The 20878-nt window shown below is 74.0% G+C and carries 18 protein-coding genes; 11 read left to right on the top strand and 7 right to left on the bottom strand.

From position 1 onward, the window contains the following. Nucleotides 1-3 precede the first annotated feature (3 nt). Nucleotides 4-582 (bottom strand): CGNR zinc finger domain-containing protein, encoded by a 579-nt coding sequence (locus tag ACQP2F_RS24415; protein ID WP_433291021.1) that lies wholly within the window; start codon nucleotides 580-582, stop codon nucleotides 4-6. 75 nt (nucleotides 583-657) lie between these two features. On the opposite strand from ACQP2F_RS24415, the gene ACQP2F_RS24410 reads away from it, so the two are divergent. Genes ACQP2F_RS24410 through ACQP2F_RS24400 form a run of 3 tightly spaced genes read left to right on the top strand, consistent with a single transcriptional unit; the run spans nucleotide 658 to nucleotide 3540 of the window. Further along, nucleotides 658-1830, top strand: coding sequence for an MFS transporter (locus ACQP2F_RS24410; RefSeq protein WP_433291019.1), 1173 nt, complete (start codon nucleotides 658-660; stop codon nucleotides 1828-1830). A 13-nt stretch (nucleotides 1831-1843) separates the two neighbouring features. Then, the gene (locus ACQP2F_RS24405; RefSeq protein WP_433291017.1) at nucleotides 1844-2644 is read left to right on the top strand and encodes a DUF4142 domain-containing protein; all 801 of its coding nucleotides are present in this window, start codon (nucleotides 1844-1846) and stop codon (nucleotides 2642-2644) included. 44 nt (nucleotides 2645-2688) lie between these two features. After that, nucleotides 2689-3540, top strand: coding sequence for a phosphotransferase (locus ACQP2F_RS24400; protein ID WP_433291015.1), 852 nt, complete (start codon nucleotides 2689-2691; stop codon nucleotides 3538-3540). Here ACQP2F_RS24400 and ACQP2F_RS24395 read toward each other — a convergent pair. Next, entirely contained in the window at nucleotides 3530-5545 is a 2016-nt protein-coding gene (locus ACQP2F_RS24395) for a response regulator (protein ID WP_433291013.1), read from the bottom strand. The two genes, ACQP2F_RS24400 and ACQP2F_RS24395, sit on opposite strands and share 11 nt — an antisense overlap. 69 nt (nucleotides 5546-5614) lie before the next feature. Here ACQP2F_RS24395 and ACQP2F_RS24390 point away from each other — a divergent pair, with 69 nt between their 5' ends. Beyond that, nucleotides 5615-9334: a PAS domain S-box protein gene (locus ACQP2F_RS24390; protein WP_433291011.1), complete on the top strand. Its 3720-nt coding sequence runs from the start codon at nucleotides 5615-5617 to the stop codon at nucleotides 9332-9334. A gap of 10 nt (nucleotides 9335-9344) precedes the next feature. On the opposite strand, the gene ACQP2F_RS24385 is transcribed toward ACQP2F_RS24390, so the two are convergent. Next, a complete protein-coding gene (locus ACQP2F_RS24385; RefSeq protein WP_433291009.1) occupies nucleotides 9345-9548 on the bottom strand; it encodes a hypothetical protein in 204 nt (67 codons plus the stop codon). 148 nt (nucleotides 9549-9696) lie between these two features. On the opposite strand from ACQP2F_RS24385, the gene ACQP2F_RS24380 reads away from it, so the two are divergent. From ACQP2F_RS24380 to ACQP2F_RS24365, 4 genes are read left to right on the top strand one after another with little or no spacing between them, the layout of a single operon-like run. Continuing rightward, complete coding sequence (locus tag ACQP2F_RS24380) at nucleotides 9697-10221, top strand: PadR family transcriptional regulator (protein WP_433291007.1); 525 nt, start codon at nucleotides 9697-9699, stop codon at nucleotides 10219-10221. After that, on the top strand, nucleotides 10218-10895 hold the full coding sequence (locus tag ACQP2F_RS24375) for an ABC transporter ATP-binding protein (protein WP_433291005.1): 678 nt from the start codon (nucleotides 10218-10220) through the stop codon (nucleotides 10893-10895). Before ACQP2F_RS24380 ends, ACQP2F_RS24375 begins: the two co-directional genes overlap by 4 nt. Beyond that, nucleotides 10892-13099, top strand: a complete 2208-nt coding sequence (locus ACQP2F_RS24370) for an FtsX-like permease family protein (protein WP_433291003.1) — start codon at nucleotides 10892-10894, stop codon at nucleotides 13097-13099. Before ACQP2F_RS24375 ends, ACQP2F_RS24370 begins: the two co-directional genes overlap by 4 nt. Nucleotides 13100-13159: 60 nt before the next feature. Further along, nucleotides 13160-14008, top strand: coding sequence for a tetratricopeptide repeat protein (locus ACQP2F_RS24365; protein WP_433291001.1), 849 nt, complete (start codon nucleotides 13160-13162; stop codon nucleotides 14006-14008). Nucleotides 14009-14040: 32 nt separating this feature from the next. On the opposite strand, the gene ACQP2F_RS24360 is transcribed toward ACQP2F_RS24365, so the two are convergent. Continuing rightward, entirely contained in the window at nucleotides 14041-14460 is a 420-nt protein-coding gene (locus ACQP2F_RS24360; protein ID WP_433291000.1) for a MarR family winged helix-turn-helix transcriptional regulator, read from the bottom strand. 87 nt (nucleotides 14461-14547) lie between these two features. Here ACQP2F_RS24360 and ACQP2F_RS24355 point away from each other — a divergent pair, with 87 nt between their 5' ends. Next, a complete protein-coding gene (locus ACQP2F_RS24355; protein WP_433290998.1) occupies nucleotides 14548-16314 on the top strand; it encodes an ABC transporter ATP-binding protein in 1767 nt (588 codons plus the stop codon). 938 nt (nucleotides 16315-17252) lie between these two features. On the opposite strand, the gene ACQP2F_RS24350 is transcribed toward ACQP2F_RS24355, so the two are convergent. Beyond that, entirely contained in the window at nucleotides 17253-17843 is a 591-nt protein-coding gene (locus ACQP2F_RS24350) for a hypothetical protein (RefSeq protein ID WP_433290996.1), read from the bottom strand. A gap of 153 nt (nucleotides 17844-17996) precedes the next feature. After that, nucleotides 17997-18332, bottom strand: a complete 336-nt coding sequence (locus ACQP2F_RS24345) for a VOC family protein (RefSeq protein WP_433290994.1) — start codon at nucleotides 18330-18332, stop codon at nucleotides 17997-17999. A gap of 84 nt (nucleotides 18333-18416) precedes the next feature. Here ACQP2F_RS24345 and ACQP2F_RS24340 point away from each other — a divergent pair, with 84 nt between their 5' ends. Beyond that, nucleotides 18417-18773 (top strand): YciI family protein, encoded by a 357-nt coding sequence (locus ACQP2F_RS24340; protein WP_433290992.1) that lies wholly within the window; start codon nucleotides 18417-18419, stop codon nucleotides 18771-18773. Between the two features lie 92 nt (nucleotides 18774-18865). Continuing rightward, nucleotides 18866-20101: an RNA polymerase sigma factor gene (locus tag ACQP2F_RS24335; RefSeq protein ID WP_433307601.1), complete on the top strand. Its 1236-nt coding sequence runs from the start codon at nucleotides 18866-18868 to the stop codon at nucleotides 20099-20101. Nucleotides 20102-20237: 136 nt separating this feature from the next. On the opposite strand, the gene ACQP2F_RS24330 is transcribed toward ACQP2F_RS24335, so the two are convergent. Next, nucleotides 20238-20873 carry a nitroreductase family protein gene (locus ACQP2F_RS24330; protein ID WP_433290990.1) on the bottom strand — a complete coding sequence of 212 codons (636 nt, stop codon included), beginning with the start codon at nucleotides 20871-20873 and terminating at the stop codon, nucleotides 20238-20240. Nucleotides 20874-20878: the final 5 nt, after the last annotated feature.

Raw genomic sequence — 20878 nt, 5'->3', positions numbered from 1 at the left:
GGCTCAGCGTTTCGGGCGGGCTGCGGCCTTCTCGCGGCGGCGCTCGGTCAGGCGGCGGGACTTGGCGTGCGTGCCGCAGTCGTCCATCGTGCACCACTTGCGGGACTGGTTGCGGCTGCGGTCGAGGAACAGCCAGCCGCAGCCGCCCTGCTCCAGGGGGCACGAGTGCAGGCGGGACAGGTCGGCGTTGCGCAGCAGGTCGACCAGGGCGTCGGCCAGGCGGTCGCCGATCATCGTGGCCGGCGCGGTGCCGACGACCAGCGCGAACGTGCCGCCGGCAGTGGGCGTCAGGGTCGCGCGGGCGATCGCGGCCGACCAGCGGGCGACCACGGCGTCGAGCTCGCGGCCGGCCAGCGCGGCCTCGGTCAGCGCGCGCAGCGCCAGCACGTCGGCCAGCGACTCGGGGGACGGAACCGGCGCCTCCGACGGGGAGATCACACCGGCCCGGCGGGCCCACTCGACGACCGCCTCGGGCGAATCCAGGTAGTCCTCGTGCGGGCCCGCCGGAACCCGCGGGGCCACCGTGTTGACCAGGTCCAACGCCGGGTGGCCGCCGACGATGTGAAACTGCGGCAACGCCATGCTTCCACCATAGCGCGCGGAAGGTGGTAGCGTAGCCATTAGCTACCACCAAGACTCCGTCAAGGGGGAAGCACCATGCGGAACTGGACCGTCCTGGGGGCGCTGGCCGTCTCGACATTTCTGTACGTCACCACCGAGACCCTGCCGATCGGGCTGCTGCCGCAGATCGCGGCGGACCTCGGCACGAGCACCGGCGCCATCGGGCTGCTGGTCACCGCGTACGGGCTGATGGTGGTGATCGCGACGATCCCGCTCACCCGGGCCACCCACCGGTTCTCCCGCCGGCGTCTGCTCGGCGCGCTGCTGATGATCTCGACCGTCGCCACCGCGGTCTCGGCGCTGGCCCCCAACTACGGCACCCTGCTCGCCGGCCGGGTGGTGATCGCGCTCAGCCAGGCGCTCTTCTGGGCCGTCATCACGCCGGCCGGCGCGGCGCTCGTCGCGCCGCAACACCGGGGAAAGGCGATCTCCATCCTGTACGCCGGAAGCTCGATCGGCCCGCTCCTCGGCGTTCCCGGCGGCACCTGGCTAGGCCAGCAGACCACCTGGCGCGTGCCGTTCCTGGTTCTCGCCGGGCTCGGCCTCGTCGTGTCGCTGGTGATCACCGCCCTGATGCCGGACACGCCGCCGGGCGCGGCCGAGACCGACCGCGGCACCGATCCCGACCGGCGCCGCTACCGCCTGCTGGTCGTCACCGTCGCGGTCCTGGTCACCGGCGCGTTCACCGCCTTCACCTGCATCAACCCGTTCCTGACCGAGGTGACCGGCGTGGGCGAGGGCGCGATCGGGCCGATCCTGCTGGTGCGCGGCATCGCCGGGCTGGCCGGCGTCTTCGCGGTCGGGTTCATCGCCACCGGGCGCCTGTGGCCGGCGACGGCCGTGCTGGTCGCCGGCCAGGCCGTGGCGCTGGGCGTGCTGTTCGTGGGCGGCGGGTCGCCGGTGGTCGCCGTGCTGGCGTTCTCGGTCGCCGGGTTCGCGCTCTCCGGGATGACCGCCGTGCTGGGCCGCCGGATCCTGGTGGTCGCGCCGGGCGACACCGACATGGCGTCGGCCGGCACCTCGACGGCGTTCAACGTGGGCATCACCGCCGGCGCGTTCCTCGGCAGCCGGCTGCTCGACGGCGGCGACCTGCGGGCCTCGGCGCTGGTGGCCGCGGTGATCTCGGGCCTGGCGCTGGTCAGCGTGTTTTCGGAGCGAAAAGGTTCATCCGATCGGGTCGATGCCGCGTACTCCATGCCGACACGCTGAGGGAGGGGTTCGCATGCACGCCGACGTTCCCGGCCGACTGTGGCGCCGACTCTGGGGCCCGGCGATCGCCACGCTCGCCCTGCTGGTGTTCGACCCGGAGGCGGCCCGGGCCGAGCCGGCCGTGCCGTCGCCGCCGAACGGGCTGCTCGCCGACACCGGCAAGGGCACGCTCTCGGCCGCCGACCGCGACTTCGTGGTGAAGGTGCGCCTGGCCGGGCTGTGGGAGATCCCGGCCGGCGAGATGGCCCAGGAGCGGTCGGCGGACCCGCGGATCCGCGAGATCGGCAAGGCGATCGCCGGCCAGCACGTGGCGCTGGACGCGCTGACCCGCGCCGCGGCCAGGAAGCTGAAGATCCAGCTGCCCGGCAAGCCCAACGCCGACCAGCAGAAGTGGCTGGGCGAGATGCGCGACGCCACCGGCGCCGACTTCGACCAGATCTACATCGACCGGCTCCGGGCGGCGCACGGCAAGATCTTCCCGGCGATCGCGACGATCCGGGCGAGTACCCGCAACGACACCGTGCGTAAGCTGGCCCAGCAGGCGAACCAGTTCGTGATGACCCACCTGACGCTGCTCGAGTCCAGCGGCATCGTCGACTTCCGGGCGCTGCCCACGGCGCCGGCTCCCGATGCGTCGCCGAGCAGGACGGCCGCGGTGGTGCCGGCCGCCGAGTCGACCCGGACGGCCCCCGGCGTGTCGACGCCCCTGCTGGCGCTGGCGCTGGTCGGCGGCCTGGTCGTCGGCGTGCTGGCGACGATGCGCTTCGCGGGCGGCGGCCGCGGCCGGTCGCGAGCACGCTACCGCGGCTGGTGACCGGGACGCTCCGGCTCTGATCGGCGGCGCGGGGAGGGGGACGCGTGAGGCAGGTCGGGGAGCGCTTCGGGCTGGGCGCGCCGGTGGCCGAGCCGGTGCCGGTGGCGGGTGGGCTGTCCAACGAGCTGTGGCGGGTGGCGACCGCGACCGGCGTATACGCGGTGAAGCGGATGATCGTCAACGCCGGCCGGCCGGACTTCCGGGACAACGTCGAGGCCTCCTATGCGATCGAGCGCCGCGCCTGGGCCGCGGGGGTGCCGATGCCGGAGCCGGTGCCCGACCCGGAGACGGGCACCGCGCTGGCCGAAGTGGACGGTTCGCTCTATCGCGTGCATCGGTGGGTCGAGGGCACGCCGGCGGCGGGGTCCGGCGACGAGGCGGCGGCTCTGCTGCGGGCCATCCATGCCGCCGGCCACCCGCGGGTGGAGCCCGCACCCGTGCGCGCATGGGCCGGCGGGAACGGGGCGGGCGGGAACGGGGCGGCCGGGACGTGGGGACTCGGCCGGCTCGGCGGGATCACCGGCGGCGGACCGGCGCGACTGGTCGTCGTGGACAGTCACCGCGACCTCGATCGCAAGAACATGCTGCGGACCGTGGACGGGGTGCTGATGGCGCTCGACTGGGATGCCGCCGGGCCGGTCGCGGCCGTGTACGAGGCGGCGGCGCTGGCCTTCGACTGGTCGGACGGCGATCCGGAGGTCTTCGCCGCGACCGCGCGGGCCTACGGGGACGTCCCGGCCGAGCCGTGGATCTTCGCGGGGCTGGTGGCGGGGGAGGGCGGCTGGCTCGACTACAACCTCGCGCACGGGCGGGCGGACGAGGTGGAACGGTCGGTGGCCACGCTGCGGCGGCTGCTGGCCGGCTGGGAGGAGCTGCTCGCGGCGCTCAGCCGGTGAGGACGGACTTGAGCGCGCCGGTCAGCTCGGCGCTGCTGAACGGCTTGGCCAGGATCGTGCGGCCCGGCTCCAGCGACCGGCCGTCGTCGTCGATCAGCGCCTCGGCGTACCCCGAGATGAAAATGACCTTGGTCTCGGGGCGCATGGTCAGGAACCGGTGCGCGAGCTGGCGGCCGTCCATGCCCGGCATCACCACGTCGGTGACCAGGCAGTGGATCGGGTCGCCGTGCTCCTCGGCGACCTTCAGGGCCTCGGCGCCGCCGGCGGCGGTCAGCACCCGGTAGCCGGCCTTGGCGATGAACCGGGCGGTGACCTCGCGCAGGTCCCGCTCGTCGTCGACCAGCAGCACGGTGAGGTTGCCGCTCGGCTCGGGGGCGGGGCGCGGCGGCGCCTGCTGGGGGGCGATCGGCGTCGCGGCGGCGGGCAGGCTGATCAGCACGGTGGTGCCCGCGCCGGGCGACGAGGTGAGCGTGAGCTCGCCGCCGGCCTGGGTCACCACGCCGTGGGCGGTGGCCAGGCCGAGCCCGGCGGTGCGGCTGCCGGCCTTGGTCGAGAAGAACGGCTCGAACGCGCGGGCCAGGACCTCGGGCGGCATGCCGCGGCCGTCGTCGGTCACGCTGATCGTGGCGCGGCCTTCGGGCGAGCGGCCGGTGGTCACCGTGATCGTTCCGCCGTCGGGCATGGCGTCGCGCGCGTTGCGTACGAGCGTGAGCAGCAACCGTTCGAGCAGGCGCGGGTCGATCGTGACCGCCGGGATCCCGCCCGGCCGCACGTCGAGCTCGATCCCGGGGCCGGCCGCCTCGGTCAGGGCCGCGGCCGCCTCGGTCAGGAAGGCGTCGACGTCGACGGTCGCCGGCTGGCTGATCTCGCGCCGGCCGAAGGCGAGCAGCTGCTCGGTCAGCTTGGTCGCCCGCTCCCCGCCCTTGGTCACCTGGCCCAGGTCGTCCAGCAGCGCCGCCCCGACGCCGGGCGCCAGCCGGCCGGCGTCCATCTCCTCGGTGATCTGCTCGATCGCCAGGGTCAGGAAGCCCAGCATCGCCCCGAGCAGGTTGTTGAAGTCGTGGGCCATGCCGCCGGCCATCCGGCGCAGGCTGTCCAGCCGCTCGGCGTCGCGCCGGCGGGCCTCGGCCTGCCGCTGCCGCACCTCGCGGCCGGCCCGCTTCTCGGCCGCCACCACGTCGGTCACGTCGTCGACCATCACCACCGCGCCGGCCAGCTCGGCCTCGGGATCGCGGATCGGCCGCAGGTGCACACGCAGCCAGCGCTCGTCGCCGCCGGCGCGCATCAGGCAGTGCCGGTACCGGCGCTCGACCGTCTCGTCGGGGCCGGCCCGCACGACGTCCAGGGCCTCGGCGTGCTTCTCCGGGTCGAGGCAGGTGAGCCAGCCGCGCTCGAGGAGCCGGTCGGCGTCCAGGCCGGTGATCTCGGAAAGGCGGGGATTGACGTACGTCGCATAGCCGTCGGCGTCGAGCAGAACGATCCCGACCGGGGAGGACGCCGCCATCGCCTCGAACCGCCGCTCGGTGTGCCGCAGCGCCCGCACCTTCTCGACGAGCTTGGCGTTGATGGCTCGCGCGTGCACGGTGGCGAACTCGTCGGCCGGCCTCGGGGTGATCTCGACCGGCCCGTTGCGCAGCGCCACGTCCACCGCGTCGAGCAGCTCGCGCGGGTCGGCGCTGCGCAGCACGACCTGGGAGACCCCCCACGCCTCGGCGATCGGCCGGGTCTCGGGCTCGAGGTAGTTGGCGGTGTAGAAGATCACCGGGGCGTGCGCGGCCCGCTCGTCGGGCGCCGAGCGCAGCCGGTGGACGAGCTCCAGCCCGTCGATGCCCGGCATCAGCACGTCGGAGACGACCACGTCGGGGTGGCGGCTCTGGGCGAGCGCGAGCGCGTCGGCGCCGTCGCAGGCCTCGATCACCTCATGCCCGCGATAGCCGAGCAGCATGGCCATGAGCTCCCGGTTGGCCGCCACGTCGTCCACGACGAGCACCGTCGCCACCCGCATCCCTCCTCATGCTCGGCCCCTGTCAAAATTACCGCCACGAATACCCGTTGAAGGTGATATTCCGGATATATGTCGTCGTCGCCCGCGGCCGGGGAGCGGCCCGCGTACCGGGTCGTCTCGGTCCTCGCGCAGGTACTCGGGGTGCTGACCGCGGCGGCCGGCGCCGCGCTGCTGCCGACCGCCCTGACGATCACCGCCGCGCTGCTGATCGTGCTCGGCGCCGGGCTCGTCCTGGCCGCCCGGCTGCGACCCCGGCTGCGGCGGCGGATGGCCCTGCTGCCGGGGGTGGCGGCGCCGCTCGCGGTCGCCTCGCTCTTCGGCGCGCGCCTCGGACCGGGGCTGGCGCCGGGCGTCCTGATCGCGTTGCTGGCCGCCGCCGACGCCGGCGCCGTCGTGCTGGTCGGCCTGGCCGCCGGGCGGCAGGCGCTGCGGCACGCGCAGATGGAGACGATCCTCCGGAACACACCGACCGCGTTCTCGATCAAGGGACCGGACGGCCGCTACCGGATGGCGAGCGCGGCCTTCGAGCAGCTGTACGGCATCGAGCCCGGCACCGCCGCCGGCCGGTTCGACCGCGACGTGCACACCCCGGACCGGCTGACCGAGATCGCCCGGCGGGACCGGCTCGTGGTCGCGGCCGGCGAGCCGCTGGTGTTCGAGGACGAGATGACCGGCGAGCACGGTGTCCGGACGTTCGTGACCACGATGTTCGCGCTGCGGGAGGGCGGCGGTGACGCGTACGCCGTCTGCTCGGTGACCAACGAGATCACCCAGTTGCGGATCGCCGAGAGCAAGTTCGAGGCCCTGCTCGACGCCTCGCCGGAGGCGATGCTCGGCGTCGACGCGGACGGCATCATCCGGCTCGCCAACGCCCGCGCCGCGCAGGTCTTCCGCTACGGCCGCGACGAGCTGGTCGGCATGCCGGTGGAGGCGCTGGTGCCGGCGCCGCTGCGGGAGGGGCACGTCCGGCACCGCGCGAACTACCTGGCCGCCCCGGCGCCGCGGCCGATGGGCGAGGGTCTGCAGCTGACCGCGCTGTGCGGGGACGGCACCGAGACCCCGGTCGAGATCAAGCTCTCGGCCGTGGACGGTGAGGGCGGCACGGTCGTCTTCGCCACCGTGCAGGACGTCACCGACCGGCTGGCCCAGGCCCAGTCGGACGCCCAGCTCGCCGGGATCGTGGCCGCCTCCAGCGACGCGATCGTGAGCAAGACGCTCGACGGCACGATCCTGACCTGGAACCCGGGCGCCGCCCGGCTCTACGGCTACACGGCCCCGGAGATGATCGGCCGGGACGTCACCGTGATCCTGCCGCCCGACCGGCCGGACGAGGAGAAGCGGCTGCTGGCCCGGGTCCGCTCGGGCGAGCTGATCAAGCACCACGAGACCCGCCGGGTGCGGCAGGACGGCACCACCATCTACGTCTCGCTGAGCATGGCGCCGATCCGCGACCCGGACGGCACGATCGTGGGCGCCTCGACGATCTCGCACGACATCACGGCCGAGGTCGAGGCCGAGCGGCGGCTGCGCTTCGAGCGCGAGCAGTTCCAGATGATCATGACGGCGGCCAGCGACCCGTTCATCAGCATGGACTACCGGGGGCTGATCACCGAGTGGAACCGGCAGGCGGCGCAGGTCTTCGGCTGGACCCGGGAGCAGGTGCTCGGGCAGCACGTGGTCGACACGATCCTGCCCCGCCGGTACGCGGCCGCGCTCGACCGGGTCCTCGAAGGACGGTGGGACTGGTTGCTGGACCGCCCGACCGAGATGGCGGCGGTCCGCGCCGACGGCACCGAGCTGCCGATCGAGCTGACCATGTGGCGGATCCGGCGCGACGGCCCGTCCACCTTCCACGCCTTCGCGCGCGACATCACCGTACGGCGGCAGACCGAGCAGGCCCTGGCCCAGGCGCGGGACCAGGCGGTCGAGACCGCGCGCCTGAAGTCGCAGTTCCTGGCCTCGATGAGCCACGAGATCCGCACCCCGATGAACGGCGTGATCGGCCTCAGCGGGCTGCTGCTCAACACCGAGATGGGCGAGACGCAGCGGCGGTACGCCCAGGGGATCAACAACGCGGGCGTGGCGCTGCTCGGCGTCATCAACGACGTGCTCGACTTCTCCAAGCTGGAGGCCGGCAAGGTCCTGGTCGAGCGGGCCGACTTCGAGATCTGGCGGCTGCTCGACGAGGTGGTGGGGCTGGTCGCCGACGTGTCCGGGGTCAAGGAGCTGACCGTCTCGTCCCGTTGCGACCCGCGGCTGACCGCCCCGGTCAGCGGCGACCCCGGCAAGCTGCGCCAGGTGCTGCTCAACCTGGCCGGCAACGCGGTCAAGTTCACCGCCCGCGGCACCGTGGCGGTCACCGCCCGGCCGGCGGCCGGCGACTTCCCGCCCGGCAGCGTGCCGGTCCGGTTCGAGGTCTCCGACACCGGCATCGGCATCGAACCCGAGCAGCAGGCCAGCCTGTTCGAGCCGTTCACCCAGGCCGACGCCGGCACCACCCGGCGGTTCGGCGGCACCGGCCTCGGCCTCGCGATCAGCCGGGAGCTGGTCGGCGTGCTCGGCGGCGAGATCGGCCTGACCAGCGCGGCCGGCAAGGGCAGCACGTTCTGGTTCACCGTGCCCCTGTGGCCGGCCGTCGGCGGCGCCGAGTCCGCGCCCCGGAGCCCGCTCGACCGGCTGCGGGTGCTGGTTGTCGCGGGCGACGAGGCCGGGCCGCTCACCGACCAGATGGGATCCTGGGTGGCCGGGGTGACCGTGGCGCCGGACGGGCGAGCCGCGGCCGGGGAGCTGTTCCGCGCCGCGGCGGCCGGCCGGCCGTACGACGTGGCGGTCGTGGACGATGCCGGCCTCGCCGGCATCGGCGGCGACCCCGCTGTCAAGAAGGTCCTGGTCACCGCGCCCGGCCGCCCGAGACCGGCCGGGTTCGACGCGATCCTCACCCGGCCGGTCCGGCAGTCGCAGCTCTACGACGCAATGGTCCGCCTGGTCGCCGGGCCGGCCGAGGACCGCGCCCGCACCGTCCGCGCCGGGACGCCGCCGGCCCGCGGCCACGTGCTGCTGGTCGAGGACAACGACATCAACCAGACGGTGGCGCTGGGCATCCTGGCCAACCTCGGCTACAGCGCCGACGTCGCGGCCAGCGGGCGGGAGGCGGTCGAGCGGGCCGCGGCCCGGACCTACCAGGCGATCTTCATGGACTGCCTGATGCCGGAGATGGACGGGTACGAGGCGACGGCCGCGATCCGCCGTGCCGAACGGGGCGGCCGGCACGTCCCGATCATCGCGATGACCGCCGGGGCGATGCCCGAGGACCGCGAGCGGTGCCTGTCGGCCGGGATGGACGACCACCTGGCCAAGCCGCTGATGCCGGTCGATGTGGGCGCGGCCCTCGACAAGTGGGTGCCGGCCCCGGCGGCGACCGTGCGTGACCAGATCAAGGAGCGTCTCGACCTGCTGCGCGGTGCCGGCCCGGCGCTGAGCCCGGCCGCGCTGGCCGGACTGCTGCGGCGGCTGAGCGCGCACGCGCCCGGCCACGTCGAGCAGATCAGCCAGGCGGTGGCGATGGACGACGCCGACCGGCTGCGCGAGGAGGCCCACCAGCTCAAGGGGGTGGCGGCCAATCTGGGCGTACGCGATCTGGCCGCGCTCTGCGAACGCCTGGAGGACGCGGCCCGGGCCGGCGACATGGACGCCGCCGTCGAGCCGCTGTCCGAGCTCGGGCCCCGCACCCGCGAGATGCTGGCGGCCGTCGACACGATCCTCGGCGGCCTGCCCCTCTCCGTCGGCTAGACGCTTTGTCCTAGACCGTCACGTCCACGAGGTGACGAGGGTAGACGATGTCCCGCCGGCTCTCGCGCAACGCTTCCTTGTCGGCGGCGATCGTCCGTTCGTCGGCGCCGGCCTGGACGTCGGCGGCCAGCCGCCCGGAATCGATCTTCAGGTGGATGCCGGCGATGTGCTTGGCCCACCGGGCGCCGTCCTCCCCACCGATTCGCATGCTCATCGTGGTGCTCCCTTCACTCCTCACCTGCAACCGCCTGAATCGGTTGCGGTCCGGGTGTGGTTGAGAAGAACGGGAGTGACCTGGACCACATGCCCTCTACAACCCGAGGGTATATACGCGGTGTATACCTCGGGCGTAGGGTGTCGGCATGAGTGTTCCGCTGACCCTGCTGGGCCTGCTCGAGCGGCAGCCCAGCCACGGGTACGACCTGAAGCGCGACTACGACCTCTACTTCGGCCACGGCCGCTCGCTGCCGTTCGGCCAGGTGTACGCCACGCTCGCCCGCCTCGCCCGGGACGGCAAGGTGGTGATGGACGAGGTGACCCCGGGCGAGGGGCCGGAGCGCAAGCGCTACGTGATCACTGAGCTCGGCGCCACCGAGGTCGGCGCCTGGATCGCCGAGCCGGTCGCCCCCGAGCCGCACCAGCAGACCGTGCTGTTCGCCAAGGTCGTGCTCGCCCTGATGCTCGACCGCCCGGCCGAGGAGTACCTGGACGCCCAGCGCACCGCCCACCTGGCCCGGATGCGGGAGCTGACCGAGGTCAAGCGCTCCGGTGACCTGGTCGAGGGGCTGCTGGCCGACCACGGCCTGTTCCACCTGGAGGCCGACCTGCGCTGGATCGACACCACGGCGGTGCGGCTCGACCAGCTCCGGGCCAGGGTGAGGTCATGAGCCCGGCACTGGAGGCGCGCGGGGTCGCGCTGTCCTTCGGCGAGACCCCGGCGCTGCGCGGGGCCGACGTCACGATCGACACGGGGGAGATCGTGGCGGTGATGGGACCGAGCGGCTCCGGCAAGTCGACGCTGCTGCACTGCCTGGCAGGCATCCTCACGCCGGACGCCGGTGAGGTCCACGCCCTCGGCCGGCGGATCGACGAGCTGAGCGAGGCCGACCGCAGCGAGCTGCGCCGCGACAAGTTCGGGTTCGTCTTCCAGTTCGGCCAGCTCGTGCCCGAGCTGACCGCCGAGGAGAACGTCGCGCTGCCGCTGCTGCTGGCCGGGGTGCGCCGCGACCCGGCCCTCGCCCGCGCCCGCGCCTGGTTCGAGCGGCTCGGCCTCGACGGGCTCGGCAAGCGGCGCTCGGGCGAGCTGTCCGGCGGGCAGGCCCAGCGGGTCGCCCTCGCCCGGGCGCTGGTCGGCGAGCCGGCCGTGGTCTTCGCCGACGAGCCGACCGGCGCGCTCGACTCGCTCACCGGCGAGCAGGTGATGGACCTGCTGGTCGACGCGGCCCGGCGGCAGGGCACCACGGTCGTCCTGGTCACCCACGAGGCGCGCATCGCCGCGTACGCCGATCGGGAGGTCATGGTCCGCGACGGCCGGGTCACCACCCCCGCGGTGACGTCGTGATCCGCCTCGGCCTGCGCCTGGCCGTGGCCGGCGGCCGGGAGGCGATCGGCCGGCTCGCGATGATCGGCGGCGCGGTCGCGGTCGGCGTCGCGCTGCTGCTCGCGGTGCTGGCCGGCCTCAACGCCGTCCACCAGCAGAACCTGCGCTACTCCTGGCTGAACAGCGGCATCACCGAAGCCGCCACCGGTCCCGAGGCCGCCGACCCGGCCGTCTGGGCGTTCCGCGAGGACTACGCCGGCGGCCGCCGGATGGGCCGGATCGACCTGGCCGCCACCGGCCCGGCCGCGCCGGTACCGCCCGGGCTGCCCCGGCTGCCGGCGCCCGGCGAGTTCTTCGTCTCCCCGGCCCTGGCCGACCTGCTCACCGAGCTGCCGGCGGACGAGCTGGCCGGCCGCTGGCCCGGTCGCCAGGCCGGCATCATCGCCGACGCGGCGCTGCCCTCGCCCGACTCGCTGATCGTCGTGGTCGGTCGTACCCCCGACGAGGTCCGCCGGATCGGGTACTCCACCGAGATCACCCGCTACGTGAGCGCAGACCCGGCCCGATGCGACAAGTGCTACATCGGTATCGGCAGCGACGGCATCACGCTGGTGCTGGCCGTCGTCGGGGCCGCCCTGCTCTTCCCGCTGCTGATGTTCATCGGCACCGCCACCCGGCTCGCCGCCGCCCGGCGCGAGCAGCGGTTCGCCGCCATGCGCCTGGTCGGGGCCACGCCCCGGCAGATCAGCACGCTGGCCACCGTCGAGTCGGCGCTGGCCGCCGCGGCCGGCACGGCGGCCGGCTTCGCGCTGTTCCCGGCGCTGCGGGCGGCACTCGCCGGCATCACCATCACCGGCGAGCGCTTCTTCCCCGCCGACCTGTCCGTCCATGCGTCCCAGGCGCTGCTGGTCGCGCTCGGCGTGCCGCTCGGCGCGGCGGTCGCGGCCCGGCTGGCGCTGCGCCGGGTGCGGATCTCCCCGCTCGGCGTCGCCCGGCGGGTCACGCCACGGCCGCCGCGCGCCTGGCGGCTGCTGCCGGCCGCCGTCGGCCTGGGCGAGCTGGCGTTCTTCGTCGGCAACCGGCCGCACACCACGAACGGTCAGCTCCTGGCGTACCTGGGCGGCATCTTCCTGACCATGATCGGGCTGGTCGTCGCCGGCCCGTACCTGACCATGGCCGGCTCCCGGCTGCTGGCCCGCCGGGCCCGGCGCCCGGCCACCCTGATCGCCGGCCGGCGGCTGGCCGACGACCCCCGCGCCGGGTTCCGGGCGGTCAGCGGCCTGATGCTGGCGCTGTTCGTCACCAGCGTGGCGACCGGGGTGATCACCTCGATCGTGCACTACCGCGGCGAGGGCTCGACCGGCTCGACCGTGCGCACCAACCTCTCGATGGACTGGTTCCCGGACAACTTGCCGGACGGCGCGCACGCCCCGCCGGTCTCGCAGCTGCCCGCCTCGCTGGCGTCCACACCCGGGGTGCGCAAGGTGCTCGTGGTGCGCTACCAGGGCATCCTCGAGGGCTTCCACGAACCGGGCGTGATCGCCTGCGCCGACCTGGCCGGCTTCCCCGAGCTCGGCACCTGCCCGCCGGGCGTGGCCGTGGCCGAGGTGTTCAACGACCTGAGCTCCCGGGACGGCCGGCCGTCGGTCTGGACCGCGGCCCCGGTCACCGCGGCCCGGCTCGCCACCCTGCCGATGCTGTCGGTCGTGGTCGTCACCGACGGCTCCCGGTCGGCCATCGAGCGGTCCCGCACCCAGCTCGAGGCGGCGTTCCCGAACGACCGCTTCCCGGCGACCGAGGCCGAGTGGCGCAGCGACTTCGCCCGTACGCTCGTGCAGTGGCAGCAGCTGGCCGACGTGGTGGTCGTGGCCAGCCTGGTGATCGCCGGCGGCAGCCTCGCGGTCGCCCTGACCAACGGCATCAACGAGCGGAAACGGCCGTTCGCGCTGCTGCGGCTGACCGGGGTGCGGCTGGCCGAGCTGCGCCGGGTGATCACGCTGGAGAGCACGGTGCCGCTGCTGACGGTGGCGGTGGTGGCGGTCGCCTGCGGTTTCCTCGCGGCCGGGCTCTTCCTGCGCTCCCAGCTCGGGTACGACCTGAAGGCGCCACCCGTGTCGTACTACGTGCTCGTGGCGGCCGGGCTGGCCCTGTCGCTGGCGCTGATCGCCTCGACGATGCCGCTGCTGCGGCGCATCACCGGCCCCGAGACGGCTCGCAACGAGTGACAACCACACCGCACCCGGCGGCTTCCACAAGTCGCCGGGTGCGCGGCCGAAAGAGCCGGGGTGCGTACCGACATGCTCCTCGGCCGGGCCGACGACCTGCTGCACAGCGGCCGGGCCGGACAGGCCGCCACGCTGCTCGCCCCCGTCGTCGGCGAGGAGCCCGGCAACGTCGACGCCTGGCTGCTGCTGGCCCGCGCCCACCTCGCGCTGCGCCGCCCGGCGCACGCCCTCGACGCCGCCCGGCAGGCGCTGCGCCTGGAACCGCGCGGCCTCGAGGCGCTGTACTGGGTGAGCGCGTCCTACACCGCCACCGGCCGGCACGACCTGGCGATCGCGGCCGCGGTGACCGCCGGCGCCGAGGACCCCGGCAACCCCCGCCTGATCGAGCGGCACGGCCGCGCGCTGCTGGCCGCCGGCCGGCTGACCGAGGCCGAGCGGGTCCTCGCGGCCGGCGCCGAGTTCGCCCACTACGACGCCGACCTGCAGGTCGCGCACGGCGTCGCCCTGTTCGCCGCGGGCCGGCCGCTGAGCGCCCGCGAGGCGTACGGCCGCGCGCTCGCCCTCGACCCCGGCCACGAGCGGGCGACGATCGAGCTGCGCCGGCTGACCGCCGCCGAGCAGCGCATCGTCGACGCCGAGTCGCTGGTGCGGGTGACCGACGAGTTCGCCGAGGCGCTGCGCATCCCGGCCGGCGGGCGCGGCGTCACCGAGCCGGACGGGCGCGGCGCGCTCGCCCACGTCACGTCGGTCGGATTTGCCGTCTGCCTGGCCGCCCTGCTGATCCTCGGCGTCCTCGACCGGGTGACGCCGCTCGAGGTACCGCCCCTGCTGACCGTCGCGCTGCTGTGCGCGGGCGGTGCGGCCGCCTGCGCCACCGCGATCCTGCGGGGCCGGCGCCCGCGCCCGTGACCGCCCTCAGTCGCCGGCGCCCGTGACCGCTCTCAGTCGCCGGCGGCCGTGCTGAGCTTGCGCAGCAGCCGCGCCAGATCCTCGCGCTCGGCCTCGGTCAGCGCCGCGAAGAACTGCTCGCCCTCGGCCTGACGGGCGCGCCGGATCGCCTGCGCGGTCTCGGTGCCGGCCTCGGTCAGCGACACCAGCGTGGCCCGGCGATCGTCCGGGTCGGGGTGCCGTGCCGCCAGGCCGCGCGCCGTCAGATCGTCGGCGACCTCGGTGGCCGTACGCGCGGCAATGCGCAAGTGATCCGCGAGAGTGCTCAGCCGCACCGCGCCGTGCCGGGACACCACGTTCAGCGCGCGGGCGAGCGAGGGGGAGAGGTCCCACGGCTCGAGCGCCACCCGGGTGCGGTGCCGCAGCGCGCGGGCCGCCGACCAGAACGCCTCCGACAGCGTCTCCTCATCCACCGGAATACCGTAGCAGGGGTTGCGGTTGTTACCTCATGATGAGGTAACCTCAGCTTTCGTTCTGAACACCGGATCGAGGAGTCGCACTTGGAGCGCCATCCGAAGAAACGCACTCAGGCCGAGAAGGCCCAGGCGCGCGAGGTCTCGCTGCGCCGCATCGGCGGACTGTTCAAGGACCACATCGGGTCGCTGTCCGTCGTCGTACTGATCATCGTGGCCTCGTCGATCATCGGCATGGCCAGCCCCTTCCTGCTGCGCGCCGTCATCGACGACGCGCTGCCGCACGCCGACCTGCGCCTGCTGGTCTGGCTGGTGATCGGCATGGTCGCCGTCGCCGCCGTGACCGCCGCGCTCGGCGTCGCCCAGACCTGGATCTCCACCGCCGTCGGCCAGCGGGTCATGCACCGGCTGCGCACCGACGTCTTCACCCACCTGCAGCGCCAGTCGATCGGCTTCTTCACCCGCACCCGTACGGGCGAGGTGCAGTCCCGCATCACCAACGACATCGGCGGTATGGAGGCCGTGGTCACCTCGACCGCGACGTCGATCGCCGCCAACCTCACCACCGCGATCGCCACGATCGTGGCCATGGCCGCCCTCTCCTGGCAGCTCAGCCTGGTCTCGCTGATCGTGCTGCCGCCCGCGGTCCACCTGTCCCGGCGGGTCGCCCGCATGCGCCGCGAGATCACCGCGCAGCGCCAGCGCGAGCTCGCCGACCTCAACGTCACGATCGAGGAGGGCCTGTCGATCAGCGGCGTCCAGCTGGCCAAGACCATGGGCACGGCGCCGGCACTCATCGACCGCTTCGCCGCGTCGTCGAGCCGCCTCATCGACCTCGAGCTGCGCTCGGAGCTGGCCGGCCGCTGGCGGATGGCGTCGATGAGCATCGTGTTCGCGGCCATTCCCGCGATCATCTACCTGGCCGCGGGCCTTCCCTTCACCGCCGGCCGGCTGAGCATCGGCACGCTGGTGGCGTTCACCGCGCTGCAGGCGGGCCTGTTCCGGCCGTTGCTCGGCCTGCTCAACGTCGGGGTCCAGCTGACCAGCTCGCTCGCCCTGTTCGCGCGCATCTTCGAGTACCTCGACCTCCCGGTGGAGATCGAGGAGCCGGCGACGCCCGTGCGCATCAAGGCGCCGCGCGGCCACCTGCGCTTCGAGGAGGTGACTTTCGCGTACGCCGGAAGCCCGTCGGCCGCCGTGGCCGGGGTGACGCTGGACGTGCCCGCCGGGACGTCCCTGGCGCTGGTCGGCGAGACCGGCTCGGGCAAGAGCACGATCGCCGCCCTCATCTCCCGCCTCTACGACCCGACCGCCGGCCGCATCACCATCGACGGCGTCGACCTGCGCGACCTGTCGCTGGCCGACCTGTCCGCCATCGTCGGCGTGGTCAGCCAGGAGACGTACCTGCTGCACACGACCGTCCGCGAGAACCTGCGCTACGCTCGCCCCGACGCCACCGACGAGCAGATCGAGGCCGCGGCCCGAGCCGCCCAGATCCACGACGTGATCGCCGCCCTGCCCGACGGCTACGACACCATGGTCGGCTCCCGGGGCCACCGCTTCTCCGGCGGCGAGAAGCAGCGCATGGCCATCGCCCGCACCCTCCTGCGCGACCCCCGCATCCTCGTCCTGGACGAGGCCACAAGCGCTCTGGACAACGAAACCGAGCGCGCGGTGCAGCGAGCGTTCGACGAGCTGTCCCGCGGCCGCACGACGGTGACGATCGCCCACCGCCTGTCCACGATCCGCGACGCCGACCAGATCGTGGTCGTCGACCACGGCCGGGTCCTGGAGTCCGGCACACACGAGGCCTTGGTCGGCGCCGGCGGCCGCTACGCAGCCCTGTCCGCGTAGCGCCGGCTGCGCCCAGCCCCCCGCCGGCTGCGCTCGGCCTCCCGACGGGCGCGCTCCGGCACCGCCAGCCGCGCTCCGCCCCGCCGGCTGCGCCCGGCCCCCCGTCTGCTGCGCCCGACACCGCCAGCCTCGCTCGGCCGCGCCCGCCGGCTCGCACCGGCTGCGCTTGGCCCCCCGGCCGGCTGGCGCCCCGCGGCGCCGTCGACCGGAGCGCGCCATCCGTATCCGTTGACCGACGCCCGGACGGTCCCGGCATTTGATCCTCGCGTCTGAGCAACTTTCGGCGCCCTTTGCTCTGCTCACCAATACGCGCCACGAGTGGATCAGCCGCTCGACTGCCCGCCGGAATACCCGCTCGACTGCCGGATCGCGGTCACGCGGTCGCCTGGTCGCCTGGTCGCCCGGTCCTCCACCCGGCCCAACCTGCTGCCCTGATGAATTGCCGTGCCCCGGGTCGCTCGACGCCATCAAGATTGACCGGTCGTCGCAGGCGAAACTGACAGACGCCGGGCAGCGTGATGACTTGGCGCGCTGCGGGGACGGCAGATCATCAAGGTCGACGGGTCAGGGCGTGGGCTCACGATGGGCGGGTAGGGTGACGACTTTCTGCGCTGGCAGAACACCCAGTCATCACCATCCGCCGGCGCGCGTGGGCAGCGGCGCGCGCGTGGGCAGCGGCGCGCGTGGGCAGCGGCACCCGGAGGGCAACGGCGCGGACGCCGAGCGCCGGGAGAGCAACGGCGGGGAGGCAGCAGCGCGGCAGGGCAACGGCGCCCAAGCAGCGGGCGAGCAACGCAATCACCGCTGTGGACAACGGCCCGAATTTGTCGTAGGCGAGCCGTAAGGTCACCCCACCCAGTGAACGGGGTGGGGAGGAGCACGGGGAAGAGCAGGGCAAGAGCAGGGCAAGCGAACAGGAAAACGCGCCCGCTTATCTCTCATCCCGGCGCGGCGCCGGCCGATACCGCTGGGCGTCCCCTCCAAGCGAAAGGACGCCACGGATGGCACAGTCCGCGCGTGAAATGCCCGTCCGGGCCGATGGGTGGCGGCCCACCGACCCGGTGCTCGAGGCGATCATCAAGCGCTGCGTGGCCGACGCCGAGGCGGGCGCCGCGCGTGACGGCACCCGCGAGTACATGGCCGGCGCGATGATTCTCGGCGTTCTCGCCGTGGTGCTGCTCATGGCCGGCAAGTCGGCCCAGGTCGCGATCATCGTGCCCGGCCTGCTCTTCGCCGCCGGCGCGCTCTACATGGTGCTGAAGTCCAAGCCGGAGCCGGTCGAGCGGTCCGAGGCCCTCGCGCCGATGGGCGGCGCCGGCGGTCTGCCCGCCGGCTATCTGGTGCATCCGGGCGCGTGGGCCGGCGGCATGCGCGAGCACGTCGCCTTCATCCCCGAGTCGCAGCTGCGCGCGGCCGCCGACATGTGCCGCACGTTCCCCGGCTCGGTCAACGACCTGCTCCAGTTCACCGGCACGATCGCCGCCCAGTTCCCGGTGCCGCGGCACATGACGCCCGCCGACGTCCAGCACCGCAGCCGCGACCTCGTCCGGGTCGGCCTCCCGGTGATCGAGAGCTTCAACCAGAAGTACCCGCGGGCGGCCATCGAGGCGCCGAAGAAAAAGGCAAGAAGAAATAGCGCCCGTACGAGAGGGGCCGGCACCCACCGCGGATGCCGGCCCTTCTCACGTCTCGACGCAGAACTCGTTGCCCTCCGGGTCCTGCATCACCACCAGGTCACCCTGGTCGTCGAAGACCGTCGCCCCGAGCCCCCGCAGCCGCTCGACCTCGGCCGCCACCCCGTCCGGCGCGCGCAGGTCGAAGTGCATCCGCAGTTTGGCGGTCCGCGGCTCGGGCACCCGCTGGAACCACAGGTTGGGGCCGCCCCACCCCGGCGCCTCCACGAACGCCTTGTCGGAGGTCGAGTCCTCCTCGACCTCGCCGCCCAGCGCCGCGGCCCAGAACCGGGCGACCACCAGAGCGTCGGCGCAGTCGAAGGTGACCGATTTGATGTACGTCACCGGGCCAGAATATGGGCGGCGTGTCGATTCCGCCGCCGGGCTGTTCGTCGGTGCGGTGAGAGCCAACGAGGAAAGGTGTACGACATGGCGAAGTACATGCTGCTCATCTACGGCGACGACAAGCAGTGGGAGGCGATGACACCGGAGGAGTGGGCCGCTCACGGCCGGGCCCATGCCGGCTTCAACGAGACCGGCGGCGCCCGCGTCCTCGGCGGGGAGCAGCTCGCCGCGGCCCCCGACGCCACCACGCTGCGGGCCGGCTCCGACGGCGGCGTGGTGCTGACCGACGGACCGTTCCTGGAGACTAAGGAGGTGCTCGGCGGCTTCTACCTGATCGAGGCGGCCGACCTGGACGAGGCCGTCAAGCTCGCGGCCCAGCTCCCCGAGGTCAAGGCCGCCCACAGCGGCGTCGAGATCCGCCCGGTGGTCGAGCACGAATGACCGACCCCGTCGCGGCGGTGCCGCCGGTCGGCCACTCCGCCGATCCGGTCGTCGCGGCGGTGGCGTCGGCCCATCGCCGCGACTGGGCGCAGGTGCTGGCCACCACCGCCCAGCTCACGCGCGACCTCGACCTGGCCGAGGAGTGCGCGCAGGAGGCGTTCGCCGCCGCCCTCCAGACCTGGCCCGGCACCGGCGTGCCGGCGCGGCCCGGCGCCTGGCTCACCCAGGTGGCCCGCAACAAGGCCCGCGACGAGCTGCGCCGCCGCGCCGCCTTCCGGCGCGCGCTGCCGTTGCTGGTCGTCGAGGACGCCCGCGACCCGGCCACGCCCGCCGGCGCCGCCCGCGACGGCGTGCCCGGCGCCCCGGCCGGCCCCGAGGACGACCGCCTTCGCCTGATCTTCACCTGCTGCCACCCCGCCCTGTCCCGCGAGGCGCAGGCCGCGCTCACCCTGCGCCTGGTCTGCGGCCTGACCACGCCCGAGGTGGCCCGCGCCTTCCTGGTGCCCGAGCCGACCATGGCCGCCCGCATCACCCGCGCCAAGAAGAAGATCGCCGCCGCCCGCATCCCGTACCGCGCGCCGGCCCCCGACGAGCTGGGCGAGCGCCTCGGCGCCGTCCTCGAGGTGGTCCAGCTCATCTTCGCGACCGGCCACACCGCGCCGGCCGGCCCCCACCTGGTCCGTCACGACCTGCTCGACCGCGCGCTCGACCTCGGCCGCCTGCTGCACCGCCTGATGCCGGCCGAGCCCGACGTCGCGGCGCAGCTCGCCCTCATGCTGCTCCACGACGCCCGCTCGGCGACCCGCCAGGCCCCCGACGGCCGCCTGCTGCTGCTCGCCGAGCAGGACCGCAGCCGCTGGGACGCCGCCCAGATCCGCGAGGGCGTCGCCCTGCTCACCGCATCGCTGCGCCGCGGGCGCCCCAGCCGCTACGCGCTGCAGGCCGCGATCGCCGCCCAGCACGCGGAGGCGCCCACCTGGGCGGACACCGACTGGCCGGCGGTCGTCGACCTCTACGACCGCCTGCTCGCCCGGTGGCCCACCGCGGTGGTCCGCCTCAACCGCGCCGCCGCCCTCGGCATGCGCGACGGCCCGCAGGCCGGGCTCGACGCGCTCGCGCCGCTGCTGTCCGAGCCGGCCCTGGCGACCTACCCCTATCTGGCCGCCGCCCGCGCCGACTTCCTGCGCCGCCTCGGCCGCCACACCGAGGCCGCGGAGGCCTACGCCGAGGCGATCGCCCTCACCGACAACGACCCCGAGCGCCGCTTCCTCTCCGACCGCCTGGCCGAGGTGGACGCCCGCGGAGACCGGCCCCCCGACCGCCGATGAAGGGCGCGACCGCGACGAAGGCGCGACGGCGACGAAGGCGCGACGGCGACGAAGGGCGCGACGGCGACGAAGGGCGCGACCGCGACGAAGGCGCGACCGCGCTGGAAACGCCGCCTTAAGAGAGCGAGCGGCGCGGCTAGCGGGCCTCGTACCGGTCGAAGAAGACGACCTCGTCGAGCGGCTTCCGCTTCGGCTGGGCCCACCGCCCCCGGCTCAGGTACCCGAGCGGCACCAGCGCCATCGTCAGCGCGTCCTCCGGGAGGCCGAGCAGCTCGCGCACCTCCTCCTCGTGTCCGGAGTAGAGGGTGGTGATGACCGACCCGACGCCGTAGGCCCGGGCCGCCAGCATCAGCTGCTGCACGGCGCCGTAGATCGAGGCGCCCAGCCGCGGGTTCGCCGACTTCGCCGCGCCGAGCAGCACCGGGAACACCCAGACCGGCGCCTCCTCGAGGTGCGCGGCCAGGTGGTCGCCGGCCCGGAAGTTGGCCGGGCCGGTGCCGTCGGCCGACTCGGGCTGGGTCTGCATGAACTCACGGAGCTTGCCGTAGCTGCCCTCCCAGCCCTCGCGGTAGAAGCCGGCAATGCGTTTCTTCACCTCGGGGTCGCGCAGCACGATCCAGGCCCAGCGCTGCGTGTTGCCGCCGTTGGGGCCGCGGATCGCCGCGTCGAGGATGGCGCGGATGACATCGTCGCCGATCGGCTCGGGCGACAGGTAACGCCGGGCGGGCGTGGAGTGCAGAGCCTCCAGCAGCGGGATCTCCAGTTCGGGCATGGGCA

Source organism: Actinoplanes sp. CA-030573, from assembly GCF_050951115.1.
GTDB lineage: Bacteria > Actinomycetota > Actinomycetes > Mycobacteriales > Micromonosporaceae > Actinoplanes.
This window is presented reverse-complemented; position numbering and strand designations above follow the sequence as displayed.